The organism is Streptomyces sp. PsTaAH-137 (assembly GCF_003259365.1).
Lineage (GTDB): Bacteria > Actinomycetota > Actinomycetes > Streptomycetales > Streptomycetaceae > Streptomyces.
The window spans coordinates 107,571-120,321 of sequence record NZ_QLLY01000007.1; the positions used below are offsets into that span (position 1 = coordinate 107,571).

Consider the following 12,751-nt stretch of genomic DNA (forward strand, 5'->3'; position numbering starts at 1 on the left):
ACTGGCCATCCTGGCTGTCGCTGCTCCAGCGAGCCGGCGCAGCCGACACGAGATGCGACTCCCGGACGGCTCGCTCAAACCTCCGCACGCACCTCAATGATCATGAAACAGGGCGCCTCAGCCGTCACATCAGACTCTGGCGCCCCATCAACCTCGTTGCTCTCACACGAAGACGTCGCACTTCACCTCCGCGCCGAGTCGCATCCCCCGCACCTCGCCCCACTCCGGTTTCTGGCCATCCGCATCGCCTTCTTGTGAGCCATTCGCACCGCTGGCTACGATCCCGCTCGTTTCGCTTTCTACACATCCTGCACAACTCCTTCGGCTTGTGAGGAACATGCGTGGAGTCGTCCACCCAGGCGGGAGTGCCGGACCGGCGCGGTGAGTTACCGCGGCCCCGGTGGTTCAAAGGCCGCAGCTCCGCCCGCCCGCCGAGGAAGGCAGCCGAACGGGACTTCCGCCTCTTCTGGTGGGCGAACGCCGCCGACGCGCTCGGCACCCAGACGTCAGGCGTCGTTCTCCCGCTTCTGCTGCTGAGCCTCGGCTACTCCCCGCAGACCGCCGGCCTCGTCGCCGGCCTGTCGGTCGGCTCCGGCCTGCTTCTCGGGCCACTCGCCGCAGTGCCCGCCGACCGCGGAGCCCGCAAGACCATCATGTTCTGGTCCGCACTCGTCGCCGCCCTCGCCATGGGGTCCGTCGCCCTCGCCCTGGTCCTGGGCCGACTCACCCTGGCGCATCTGCTGGCCGCCCTCGCGGTGGAACGTTTCTCCACCGCCTGTCACGACGCCGCTTCGCGCGGCACCGTCGTCCTCCTGTGCCCGCCCGACGGCCAGCCCCGCGCCGTCGCACGCCTCGCCGCGGCCGACCAAGGCGCCCTCGTCGTCGGGCCGGTTCTCGGCGGCGCCGCCTACCAGCTCCTGCGCGCTCTGCCCTTCCTGGCCGACGCCTTGTCCTACGCCGTCGCCGCCCTGTGCGTCCGCGCGATGCGCACGGACCTGAAAGCCGCTGCCGCGCAATCCGGCGACGGACTGGTGCGCGAAGCCGCGGCCGGGTTGCGCCTGGTGCGCGGCCACCCTCTGCTGCGTCTCGTCCTCGTCTGGATCGCGCTGGTCAACGGAGTCGCCGTGACGCTCTACTACTGCACCCTCTTCGCGCTGGAACGTTTCGGCAACGGTGCGCTCCCGGTCGGTCTCGTGCTCGCCGTCACCGGCGCCGCGGGACTCGCCGGGTCCCTCGCCGCGCCGCGCGCGGCGTCCCGCCTCGGTGCCGCCCGCGTCCTCGTCGCGGCGACCTGGCTGCTGATCCCGCTCGCCGCCTCCCTCGCCCTCGCCAACGGGCCGTGGACCTACGGGATCCTGCTCGGGGCACTCAGCTTCCTCATACCGCTTCCCGCGATCGTGCTGCAGTCCCGCGCTCTGCAGGCCACCCGGCCCGAACTCCAGGCCAGGGCGGGGGCGGTGCTCGCGACCGCCGCCGGAGCAGCCGCGGCGCTCGCCCCCGCTCTCGCCGGTCTGCTGACCGCTGAGACAGCGGCCGCCGTACCCGCCCTGGGCTGCGCCGCCCTGCTCACCCTGCTCGCCGTGCACACCACGCGGCGCTCCGCACTGATCGGGGCGTCCGCATGAGCCGCTTCCAGGTCTACCGCGCCCAACTGCCGGAGGTGTGCCCCACCGACGCGCTCCGCATGGTGGTCACCGCCGACGCCGAGGGCCGCTGCGAGATCTTCGCCTGGGACGCCGCCGCGCGCCGGGCGCGGCAGGTCACCGACCGGCCCGAGGGCACCCTGCACGGGGCGATCGACGCGGATGCCCACGTGTGGTGGTTCGCCGAGGACGCCCACGGCCTGGGTCACTGGCGATTCCAGCCCTTCGACGGCGGCCCCGACCGGCCCGGTCTGACCGGAGCCCCCGACGGCACCGCCCGCGGTCTGGCCGTCACCTCCTCCGGCACCGTGGCCGTCGGCACCGGCCTGGACACCGGCACCGCGGTGCACATCGGAATGCGCGGCGGCCCGGCTCGCGAGGTGACGCGCGTCGACGGTCCCGCGTCCCTCGCCGGACTCGCCCCCCGGGGCGATCTGCTCGCCCTCACCCGCGCCGCCGGATCGTCCCGCGCCGTCACCCTGCTCGCGCCCGACGGCACCGACGCCGACGTCCTGCCGGGCGACGGTCCGCACGGCAGGCTGTGGAGCCTCGGCTTCAGCCCCGCCACCGACACCCCCGCCACCCTGCTCCTGGCCCGCGAGCACCAGGACCGCTACGTCCTCGCCACCTGGACGGCCGCCACCGGCATCGTCACCCACGAGTGGAGCGCCCTGGACACCCAGTTCACCGCCCGCTGGTACCCCGACGGCGACGGCGTCCTGGTCCGCCAGGACCGCCACGGCGTCTCGCTGCTGCACCGCGCCGACCTCACCAGGCGCACCCTGGACCGCGTTCCCACCCGCGCCGGGACCCTCCTCGACGCGGCCCCGCGCCCGGGCGGCGACCTGCACACACTGTGGACCGACACCACTCACCCGCCCCGCATGGTCTCCACCGCCGACACCCCGCTGCCGCCGCTCGGCACCGTCGAGGGACGTGTCCCCGCGATCCAGCGCGACGTGCGCACCCCCGGAGCCGACGGGCCGGTGCACACCCTGCTCAGCCTCCCCGAGGACCGGCCCGGCCCGCACCCTGCCGTGTTTCTCGTCCACGGCGGCCCCGCCGACCACGACCGCGACGCCTACGACGGAACCGTGCACTCCCTCGTCGCATCCGGCTTCGCCGTCGCCCGGGTCAACTACCGCGGCTCCACCGGATACGGCCCCCGCTGGCAGCGCGCCTACCGCGACGGCGTCGGCCACACCCAGGTCAACGACCTCGCCGCCGTCCACGCGGACCTCACCCGCCGTCGGCTGATCCGCCCCGACGCCTGCGGTCTGTGGGGGACCTCCTGGGGCGGCTACCTCGTCCTCCTCGCCCTCGGCACCCGGCCGGGAGTGTGGCGGGCCGGTGTCGCCGTGAAGCCCGTCGCCGACTACGCAGCCGCGCACGCCGCCGCCACGCCCGCCGTGCGCGCCCTGGACGAGCGCCTGTTCGGCGGCACCCCCGAGCAGGTTCCGGACGCCTACGCCCACAGCTCCCCGATCCGCTACGCCCACCGCGTTCGCGACCCGCTGCTGCTCGTCGCCGCCACCCACGACGTCAAGTGCCCCCCGCAGCAGATCCGTTCCTACCTCGCCGCCCTCGGCGCGACCGGCGCCGACCACGAAGCCCTGTGGCTCGACACCGGACACGACGGCTACGACGGCGCCGACCACGTCCACGTACTGCGCCGCTCGGTGCACTTCCTCGACGAGCGGCTGCGCGGCACCACCCGCACCACCCCACCCAGACGCCCCGCCGCACCCGCGGCGGGGTCAGCGCACCATCCCGTAGAGCACTGACACGAAGGAGAAGCCCATGCACAAGGACGTCATCCACAACGACCCGCTGGCCGAGGACGAGACGAACCGCAAGCCGAGCGTCGGCATCACGGTCACCGTCCCGTTCCGCAACGCCGAGGACGGCGACGACACCGTCGAGGACTAGTCCTCCACCGGCCGGCCCCGCGCCCGGGGCCGGCCGGCCCTTACCACCGTCAGGAGGAACCGCCCATGCGCGTACTGCTGGTCAACATGCCCTGGTCACCGATCGACCTGCCGTCGCTGGCACTGGGCATCCTCAAAAGGAGCGTGGACGAGCGGGTGCCCGGCGCGAGCGCCGAGGTCCTGCACGCCAACCTCATGTTCACGGACTGGATCACCGAGCGCACCGAGTTCACCGGTGACGACTACGAGTACTACGCCCTGTCCTCGTACTTCATGGGCTGCGGCGACTGGGTCTTCTCCTCCGCCCTGTACGCGGACCCGGACTGGCGTACGGACGAGTTCACCCGCACGATGACCGGGAAGCTCAAGTCCGCCCGTATGAAGATGACCCACGAACTGCACCGCATCGCGCCGGAGTTCGTCGAGATGATCGCCCGCCGCATCGTCGAGAGCGCCCCGGACGTCGTCGGTTTCACCTCGACGTTCCAGCAGAACACCGCGGCGCTCGCCGCCGCCCGTCGCGTCAAGGAGCTGGCCCCGCACATCGTCACGGTCATGGGCGGCGCCAACTGCGACGGCGAACAGGGTGCCACCGTCCACCGCAACTTCCCCTTCGTCGATCACGTGGTGCGCGGCGAGGGCGAGGCCGCCTTCCCCGAACTCCTCACCGCGCTCGGCGAGGGCGGCGACCTGGGCACCATCACCGGCCTGTGCCACCGCGACGCGGACGGCCGCAGCATCGCCAACCCCATGGCCACCCGCCCACTGCCGCCCGCCGCGATCCTGCCGCCCGACTACAGCGGCTACTTCGAACGGCTCGCCTCGTCCGTCGCCCGCAACTGGGTCGAGCCGAAACTCGTGGTCGAGGGAGCCCGCGGCTGCTGGTGGGGCGAGAAGCACCACTGCACGTTCTGCGGGCTCAACGGCTCCTTCATGGAGTTCCGCTCCAAGAGCCCCGACACCTTCTACGACGAGATCATGGAACTGGCCCGCCGCCACCGGGTCCTGGACATGTACGTCGTCGACAACATCCTCGACATGCGCTACCTCACCACCGTGCTGCCCCGCATCATCGACAGCGGCTACGACCTGCGCCTGCACATCGAGATCAAGGCGAACATGAAGCGCAGCCAACTGCGCACCCTCGCCGACGCCGGGCTCATCTACGTCCAGCCCGGCATCGAAAGTCTCAACAGCCGCGTCCTCGACCTGATGGACAAGGGGGTCAGCGGCTGCCAGAACGTCCGCATGCTCCGCGACGGTGCCGAGACCGGCCTCTCCGTCGCCTGGAACTACCTGCACGGCTTCCCCGGGGAGAGCGCCGAGGACTACGACCCCGTCATCGCCCAGCTCCCCGCCCTCGAACACCTCGACCCGCCGGTCGACCTCTCGGCCCGCATCGCCATCGAACGCTTCAGCCCCTACTTCGAGCGGCCCGAACTGGGCTTCACCGGGCTGCGCCCCGAGGCCCACTACCGCTTCACCTACGACCTGCCCGAAGAGGAGCTCTACGGCATGGCGTACGTCTTCGAGGCGCCCGCCCGCGGCATCGGCGAGCCCACCGTCGGCGCCCTCAACTCGGCGCTCGCGGACTGGAAGAAGCATCACACCGACGCCCGGCTCACCCACGACGACCACGGCGACCGCATCGTCCTGGTCAGCCGCCGCCGCACCTTCACCTGGCGCGCCATGGAACTCACCGATCCGTTCGAGCTGGCCGTCTTCCGCCTCCTCGACCAGCCGCACAGCGTGCAGGCCCTCACCCGCAAGGCAGGGGCTCTGCTCCCCGCCACCGCCCGCGACGAGGCGCAGGTCCAGGACCTGCTCGACGCCTGGCTCGCGCTCGGCATCGTCTTCACCGACGGCGGCCAGTACGTGCACATCGCTCCGGCGGCCGTCAACGAAGACCTGCTCCGGCTGGACTTCATGCGGCACACCCACGCCGCCGTCCCCGAGCCGGCCTGACCCCACCCGTCCCGCACGCGATCGGAGGAACTGATACATGACGACGACGCTCACCACGCCCACCGTCCATGCGTGGCGCGACTACGACCTCGAAGCCTGCGCCCTGCCGGGCATGTCCCTGGGCGAGGTGGCACTGCCCGGGCCGGCCCGCGGCCAGGCGGCCCGCTTGTGGGGGCTCGGCGCGCGCCGGGTGCACTTGCCCGTGCCCGTCGATCTGACGGACGGCGCGGATCCGGCCGCCGCTCTGTACGGCCTGTCTCTGGTCCGTGACCTGACCGCACGGGCTGTGCTGGTCGAGTGGGAGCTGCGTCTCGCTCCCGGTGCGGGTCAGACCTGGCGCCGGCTCAGCCATCTCCAACCTCCCACCGCCCTGTACGGCCCCGACGACGCCGACGACTCGCTACGCACTTGGCGACGAGGCCACTACCTGTGCAAGTGCCTGTGGCGCCAGGGCCCCGGCTTCATCCAGATCCGCGACCGCCGCTGGGGCGAACTACGCCGATTCACCGCCGACGAGCCCGGCTACGACACGGCGATCGGCGACCTGGACTACGGCGCACTCCGCTCGGCCGTTCCCGCACCCATCCTGGAGGAGTTCCGTGCCGAGCAACTCATCCTGGAGATAGGTGCGTTCGCCTGGTGGGTGCCGTATCGGGTGAACCGCTGGCTCCAGCAGTCGATCGCGATCTGACCGGCCGGAGAGGAAAGAGAGCTTGGCGGCGTGCGGCGGCCGTCACCAGCCGCCGCACGCCCACCACCAGCGTGGCCCGACGGGGGGCGTTGGAGCCACGCAGAACCCAAGTGCCCTGCCTATGAATCCCTATGCCCCCACAGCGGAGGTCCGTCTCCAGCTCGGCGGCAGAAGATCCCACGAGCCGTGGTTCAACCACTCCCCGAATCTGACGGGCCGGGCGCCACTGCCGTGGTCCAGGGAAAGCGGGACGATGAGGTCGGAGGTGGCCCGCCCGTCCCACCAAACCGTCCCGCTGAGTGGGCCGGTCCGCACCAACAGGGTGGAGAAGCCGCACCCGTGCTCCTGAATGACGACCGCACCGGCCGTCTTCCGGTCCTCGAACCTCTCGACCTCGTCATCCCGGGCACGCCAAGCTTTCCTGTAGGCGCACTGCGCGGCCAGATCAGGCAGTCGGCTACGGGGTTGCCGTGCGGAAGAGGGTCAGCAGGGTTCGGGCCGGCAAGGTGTCCGGGTCGAAGTACTGCTTGGCCAAATCAGACGGCACGGTCCTTCCGTGCATGCGGATCTCTTGGCACGTGAAGCAGAACGCCGCTTCGAACAAAGCCAGATCGAGAGAGTCCTCGTACGCCCTGACGCCCCAGCCGGGCGAGAAGCCGCAGCGGTGCTGTTCGCCGCCGGACAGGCTCTCGACCAAGGACAGGGCCGTGGCTACTTCGCTCCCGATCCAGTGGGCGACCGTCGTGCCGGGGTAGGGGGTATCCGGGCCGGCGGGCAGACCGGAGATGCGGACGACCTCGATCAGCGCTGTAGCGGCGACGGCTTCGGCGGGGAGATGCATCAGCTCAGTCTGCCCGCAGGTTCGACGGCTGGGGCAGGGGTCCAGGTATCCGGCCCACTTTCCCTCGACGGATCACGACGACGCGCGGGGAACGAGGACGGCTTCGGCGGGCGGGGCGTCAGGCACGGCGGTTCCGTTGATCTGTGCGTCGATGATGTCCGCGACCAAGGCCGGCGAGATGAAAGGCAGGCGGACGGTGGTGAGCGGAGGGTTCTGGAGGGTTGCCGTCACCAGGTCGTCGGCGCCGACAACCGCCACGTCGCCGGGAACGGTGAAGCCCGCGCCCTGCAGCGCGTGCAGGAGGAGCGCGGCGTACTCGTCGTTGTAGGCGAACACGCTGTCGAGCCCGAGATCGCCCCAGGCCGCGGCCAGTTCGGAGGCTGACGCGCGCGTGTACTCCATGGGGACCTCGGTCACGGTCGCGATGCTGCGCGCGGCGACGGCTCGAACGCCCTCCAGACGGGGGCGGGCGAATGTGTCCAGGCCCCGTTCACGCGGCATGATCACCCCGAGGCGTCGTCGTCCTCGCGCGACCAGGTGCTCGGCGGCGATCTCTCCGATGCGGGCATGGTCGAACGGCAGCGCGTGCACGCCCTCCACGGGATGGGCTGCCAGGGCCAATACCGCGCCCACGCCCGCGCTGCGCAGGACCTGAACCGCCTGAGCCGTGAGGCGGTCGCCGTCCAGCGCCAGGACCGCCGCCGGCCGCAACTCGGCCCAGGCCCGCGCGCCCGCGGAGGCGTCTGCGTACCGTCCCGCGTGCAGAACGGCCGTGTACCCGCGTTCCTCCAGCTCGCTGTGCAACGCGTCGAGCCATGTGCTGACCAAGTGGCCGACCGCGGACACCGAGGCCGGGATCAGCACCAGATTGCTGTGGCCCGCGCGCAGGGCCCGGGCGGCGGCGTGCGGCACGTAGCCCAGCTGCCGGGCAGCCTCCTGCACCCGGGTGCGCGTCGCCTCACTGACCCGGTGCGTCTGGGTGTTGTTCAGCACGAAGGACACGGTGGCGCGTGACACCCCCGCGAGCCGGGCCACGTCCGTGCTCGTGACCGAGTTCGCCACCATCGTTCTCCTCGCGTTCGATCTGTCGCCTGCTGAGCGCACAGCGCGTGCGTCGTGCGCTGCACCTGCACGTTACACGCGTCACACACGGGCGGCACGCGCCGCCCGAGCACTCACGAGGGCAGGTCGCCAATCAGGCTTTTGTTACACGTGCAACAACGGTCCTGTTTCGGATTTCCCCCGACGTCTAGGCAAGAGCGGACCGGGGTGTTACACAGTACCCATTCGTTGCTGACACGTGTAACTAATGTGGTCGCCGTTCCCGCTCCCTTGCTCCGCCCTGCCCTGCCGCGACCGCGCCTTCCCTCCCTCCCCCTACCGGGGCTGCGCCGTGTTTCAAGGAGACCGTCATGAGTAGATCCGCGACCCAGATACCGGCACGGAAAGCGTCGGCCGACCGTCCCGGCGGTGGTGCGCTCACCCGGCTGCTGGCCATGCTGGCCCTCGGGAACACCGCGATGTACATGGTCTACATGGGCGTCGGCCAGGTGCTGCTGCCGCTGCAGGTGGAACTGCTGGACCCGGCGGACAAGGTCGCCAACCTCGGCCTCGTCTCCGGCGTCTCCGCGGTCTTCGCCACCCTCTTCAACCCGCTGGCGGGACTGCTGTCGGACCGGTCCCGGCGGCGGAATCCGTGGATCCTGGGCGGCGGGCTCGCCGCCCTGGGCGCACTCGCCCTGCTCGGCGCGATGCGCACCCTGCTCCTGGTCACCATCGGCTGGTGCCTGGTGCAGGCGATGATGAACGTCTACCAGGCCGCGATCACCGCCGTCGTCCCCGACCGCGTACCGGTTGAACGGCGGGGCCTGGCATCGGCCATGGTCGGCATCGGCACCCCGCTCGGCGTGATCGCCGGCGTCACGCTCGCCGCCTCCTTCGCGCCCGACGCCCTCCACACCGGATATCTCGCCCTCGGCGCGGTGATCGCCGTGGTGGCCGTGCTGTTCACGTCTCTGGTGCGCGAGCAGCGCCTCCCCGCCGTGGCGGCGGTGCCGCTGGTGCGGCAGCTCGCGGCGTTCGGCACCGCTCTGAAGGCGGGCGACTTCCGGTGGGCGTTCATCGGCCGGTTCCTGATGATGCTCGGCTACTTCATGGTGACGCTCTTCCAGCTGTACATCCTTCAGGACCACATCAGTCTGCCCGCGGACCTCGATCCCGCCGCGGCCATGACGATCCTGTCCCCGCTCAACGCCCTGTGCATGCTGCTGGCGACGGTCGTCGGCGGGCTGCTGTCCGACCGGATCGGCCGGCGCAAGCCGTTCATCGCGGTCTCCTGCGTCCTCACCGCGCTCGGCATGATGATTCCGGTGGCCAGCCCCACCTGGACCGGCATGCTCGTCTTCGCGGCCGTCACCGGACTGTCGTTCGGCTGCTTCATGGCGGTGGACACGGCTCTGGTCACCCTGGTCCTGCCGAGCGCCGACGACGCGGCACGGGACATGGGCGTCCTCAACATCGCCAACGCCGGCCCCCAGATCATCGGCCCGTTCCTGGCCTCCCTCGTCGTCGCCTCCCTCGGCGGCTACGACGCCCTGTTCGCGGCAGGCGCGCTGGTCACCGTCGTCGGGGCCCTGTCCGTCATACCGATCCGCGGCGTGCGCTGAACCCACCCGCCCCCAGCCCTTCGTAGAACCCTGGAGAACCCCTCATGACCCCCGCACCGCGCAATGACGGCCACCCGTACCAGAACCCCGCCCTGCCCGTCGACGAGCGGGTAACCGACCTGCTCGCCCGGATGACACTGGAGGAGAAGGCCGGCCAGCTGTTCCACACCATGCTGCCCCTGCACGCCGACGGACACCCCGTCGAGGCGGGCGACGAGACGGCCATGATCCCCACCGACACCAGCGGCCTGATCGGCTCGAAGCTGCTGAGCCACTTCAACCTCCTGGGCGGCACCGGGCCACGGCAGATGGCCGAGTGGCACAACGCGGTCCAGGAACTCGCCGCCGCCACCCGGCTCGGCATCCCGGTCACCGTCTCCACCGACCCCCGCCACTCCTTCACCACCAACATCGGCGCCTCGATCAGCGCCGGAGCGTTCTCCGCCTGGCCGGAGCCGACAGGGCTGGCCGCCGTCCGCGACCCCGAACTCGTCCACCGCTTCGCCGACATCGCCCGCCGCGAGTACCTGGCCGTCGGCCTCCGCGTGGCCCTGCATCCGCAGATCGACCTGGCCACCGAGCCTCGCTGGGCACGCCAGTCGGGCACCTTCGGATCCGACGCCGCCCTCACGAGCGAACTCGTCCAGGCGTACATCCGCGGCTTCCAGGGCGAGACCCTCGGCAGCGACAGCGTGGCCACCATGGTCAAGCACTTCCCCGGCGGCGGCCCACAGAAGGACGGCGAGGACCCGCACTTCCCGCACGGCAAGGAGCAGATCTATCCGGGCGGCATGCGGGACCTGCATCTGGAGCCGTTCAAGGCCGCCATCGCCGCCGGAGCCTCCCAGATGATGCCGTACTACGGACAGCCCGTCGGCACCGATTGGGAGGAGGTCGGATTCGGCTTCAACAAGGGCGTCGTCACCGGGCTGTTGCGTGAGCGCCTCGGATTCGACGGGATCGTCTGCGCCGACTGGGGCCTGCTCACCGACGCCACGATCTTCGGCGAGAGGCACGGGGCCCGGGCCTGGGGCGTCGAGCACCTCACGCTCGCCGAGCGCACCGCGAAGGCACTGGACGCGGGCGCCGACCAGTTCGGCGGTGAGGCCTGTCCGGAGGTCGTCGTCGGACTCGTCCGCTCCGGGCGGATCAGCGAGGAGCGCGTCGACGCCTCCGTACGGCGTCTGCTGCGCGAGAAGTTCGTCCTCGGCCTGTTCGACCAGCCGTACGTCGATCCCGGCCTGGCCGAGGAGATCGTCGGCGCCGACGAGTTCCGTACCGCGGGCGAGGCCGCACAGCGCCGCTCGCTCACCGTCCTGGTCAACCGCGACGCCACGCTGCCGGTCGCCCGGCCACGCCCGAAGCTGTACGTGGAGGGCGTCGACGCACAGGCCGCGTCCGCGTACGGGGAGTTGACCGACACCCCGGCCGACGCCGACCTGGCCGTGCTGCGCCTGCACACTCCGTACGAGCACCGCGACAACAAGTTCGAGGCGCTGTTCCACACCGGCCGGCTGGACTTCACCGAGGAGGAGCTGAAGCCCGTCCTCGCCGTCCTCGACGCCGTACCGACCATCGTCCTCCTCCACCTCGAACGGCCCGCCGTCATCCCCGAGATCGCCGAGCGCGCCGCCGCGGTCGTCGCCGACTACGGAGCGAGCGACGCCGCCCTGCTCGACGTCGTCTTCGGCCGTGCCGTGCCCGAGGGCCGCCTGCCGTACGAGCTTCCGCGCTCCATGGCCGCCGTCGCGGCCTCCCCCAGCGACGTACCGAACTCCACCCAGGACCCGGTCTTCCCGTACGGAACCGGACTGTCCCTCTGAACCACCGGGGGCGGCGCACATCCAGCCCCGCAAGCCGCCCCCGGTCCCGCACCGTCCGACCATCCGAGCCGCACGCAGAGGACCACAGCCATGACTCGCGCCCCACGCCGCAGACGCACCCTTCTCGTTCTCGCCGCCACCGCCGCTCTCGCCTGCACGGGCGTGGCCGCTTCCGCGACCACTCCGGACGGCTCCCCGCGGTCCGACCGGTCGTCCCGCCCTCTCGCGGGCCTGCGTGTCCTGCTCTCCAACGACGACTCCATGCAGGCCTCGAAGCCCAGCAATGCGGACGGGCTCGGCCTGTACGAGATCCGCAGGGCTTTGTGCGCGGCCGGTGCGGACGTCGTCGCCATCGCGCCCTGGCAGGTGCAGTCCGGCAAGGGCACGGCCGTCACCAACGGCGGCACGCTCTCCCTCAGCCACCGCCCCCAGCCGCGCGCCGGGTACGAGAAGGACTGCTCCGGCACCCGCTCCGGATCGCCCGTCTACGGGGTGTGCCTGGCCACCGGCCCGTGCGGCCCGGACTCGCCCAGCGCCACCCCGGCGGACACCGTCAAGTTCGCCCTGCGCGGCGGTCTCGCCGCCCGGGCCGGCTGGAAGGACGGCCCCGATCTGGTCGTCACCGGCATCAACTCGGGCCCCAACATCAGCGCCCAGGTCAACGACTCGGGAACCGTCGGTGCCGCGGTCGCCGCCGTCGACGAGGGCGTCCCCGCCGTCGCCCTCTCCTCGTCCGGCGACGCGAGCCAGCGCGACTTCCCGGTCGCCAACTACCGCGCCCACGCCCGCTTCGCCGCCGGCTTCATCGCCGGACTGCGCGAGCGGGGCCTGTTCACCGACCGGTTCGCGCTCAAGGTCGACTACCCGGACGTCAGCGCCGGGCAGAAGGCCAAGCCTCCGGTGTGGACGAGGGTCGGCCACGGCAAGAAGGTCTGGCACGCCTACGAGGCCCGTACGCCGGGCGGCGACCTCTTCGACATCGTCCCCGGCGTCTGCGACGACAAGCCGGCCAGCGACTGCACCGAGACCGTCGAGAACGCCGACTCCACCGCTCTGCTCGACCAGGGTCACATCGCCGTCGCCCCCATCACCGCCGACCGCACCTACGGTGTGCGTGCCGACGGGGCCGGGCAGCGCGAACTGGCCCGCCTGAAGTGGTACGTCGAGCACGAGGCTCCGCGTTCCTGACCCCGA

At 71.4% G+C, this 12,751-nt stretch carries 10 protein-coding genes; 8 read left to right on the plus strand and 2 right to left on the minus strand.

The features are described from left to right. Positions 1-341 precede the first annotated feature (341 nt). From K377_RS17475 to K377_RS17490, 5 genes are all read left to right on the plus strand, one after another. Positions 342-1,625: an MFS transporter gene (locus K377_RS17475; RefSeq protein WP_111664310.1), complete on the plus strand. Its 1,284-nt coding sequence runs from the start codon at positions 342-344 to the stop codon at positions 1,623-1,625. After that, on the plus strand, positions 1,622-3,427 hold the full coding sequence (locus K377_RS17480) for a S9 family peptidase (protein WP_111664311.1): 1,806 nt from the start codon (positions 1,622-1,624) through the stop codon (positions 3,425-3,427). The genes K377_RS17475 and K377_RS17480 overlap by 4 nt, the downstream gene beginning before the upstream one ends. Positions 3,428-3,443: 16 nt before the next feature. After that, the gene (locus K377_RS42305) at positions 3,444-3,572 is read left to right on the plus strand and encodes a hypothetical protein (protein ID WP_258395068.1); all 129 of its coding nucleotides are present in this window, start codon (positions 3,444-3,446) and stop codon (positions 3,570-3,572) included. 65 nt (positions 3,573-3,637) lie between these two features. Next, the gene (locus K377_RS17485; RefSeq protein ID WP_111664312.1) at positions 3,638-5,536 is read left to right on the plus strand and encodes a RiPP maturation radical SAM C-methyltransferase; all 1,899 of its coding nucleotides are present in this window, start codon (positions 3,638-3,640) and stop codon (positions 5,534-5,536) included. 37 nt (positions 5,537-5,573) lie between these two features. Further along, the gene (locus K377_RS17490; RefSeq protein ID WP_111664313.1) at positions 5,574-6,227 is read left to right on the plus strand and encodes a DUF5825 family protein; all 654 of its coding nucleotides are present in this window, start codon (positions 5,574-5,576) and stop codon (positions 6,225-6,227) included. A gap of 457 nt (positions 6,228-6,684) precedes the next feature. Here the strand turns inward: K377_RS17490 and K377_RS17495 are convergent, their stop codons facing one another. Then, positions 6,685-7,068 (minus strand): hypothetical protein, encoded by a 384-nt coding sequence (locus tag K377_RS17495; protein ID WP_111664314.1) that lies wholly within the window; start codon positions 7,066-7,068, stop codon positions 6,685-6,687. 72 nt (positions 7,069-7,140) lie between these two features. Continuing rightward, a complete protein-coding gene (locus K377_RS17500) occupies positions 7,141-8,133 on the minus strand; it encodes a LacI family DNA-binding transcriptional regulator (RefSeq protein ID WP_111664315.1) in 993 nt (330 codons plus the stop codon). A gap of 347 nt (positions 8,134-8,480) precedes the next feature. Between K377_RS17500 and K377_RS17505 the strand changes: the two genes are divergently transcribed. The 3 genes from K377_RS17505 to surE all read left to right on the plus strand — a co-directional run bounded on the left by K377_RS17505 (position 8,481) and on the right by surE (position 12,745). Continuing rightward, the gene (locus K377_RS17505) at positions 8,481-9,734 is read left to right on the plus strand and encodes an MFS transporter (RefSeq protein ID WP_111664316.1); all 1,254 of its coding nucleotides are present in this window, start codon (positions 8,481-8,483) and stop codon (positions 9,732-9,734) included. A gap of 44 nt (positions 9,735-9,778) precedes the next feature. Beyond that, positions 9,779-11,557, plus strand: coding sequence for a glycoside hydrolase family 3 protein (locus K377_RS17510; RefSeq protein WP_111664317.1), 1,779 nt, complete (start codon positions 9,779-9,781; stop codon positions 11,555-11,557). A 90-nt stretch (positions 11,558-11,647) separates the two neighbouring features. Beyond that, positions 11,648-12,745, plus strand: a complete 1,098-nt coding sequence (gene surE / locus K377_RS17515; RefSeq protein ID WP_111664318.1) for a 5'/3'-nucleotidase SurE — start codon at positions 11,648-11,650, stop codon at positions 12,743-12,745. Positions 12,746-12,751 lie beyond the last annotated feature (6 nt).

Coding starts and splice junctions, on each gene's coding strand:
- surE (WP_111664318.1), top strand. CDS start 11,648: ATGACTCGCGCCCCACGCCGCAGACGCACCCTTCTCGTTCTCGCCGCC.
- K377_RS17480 (WP_111664311.1), top strand. CDS start 1,622: ATGAGCCGCTTCCAGGTCTACCGCGCCCAACTGCCGGAGGTGTGCCCC.
- K377_RS17490 (WP_111664313.1), top strand. CDS start 5,574: ATGACGACGACGCTCACCACGCCCACCGTCCATGCGTGGCGCGACTAC.
- K377_RS17485 (WP_111664312.1), top strand. CDS start 3,638: ATGCGCGTACTGCTGGTCAACATGCCCTGGTCACCGATCGACCTGCCG.
- K377_RS17495 (WP_111664314.1), bottom strand. CDS start 7,068: ATGCATCTCCCCGCCGAAGCCGTCGCCGCTACAGCGCTGATCGAGGTC.
- K377_RS42305 (WP_258395068.1), top strand. CDS start 3,444: ATGCACAAGGACGTCATCCACAACGACCCGCTGGCCGAGGACGAGACG.
- K377_RS17500 (WP_111664315.1), bottom strand. CDS start 8,133: ATGGTGGCGAACTCGGTCACGAGCACGGACGTGGCCCGGCTCGCGGGG.
- K377_RS17510 (WP_111664317.1), top strand. CDS start 9,779: ATGACCCCCGCACCGCGCAATGACGGCCACCCGTACCAGAACCCCGCC.
- K377_RS17505 (WP_111664316.1), top strand. CDS start 8,481: ATGAGTAGATCCGCGACCCAGATACCGGCACGGAAAGCGTCGGCCGAC.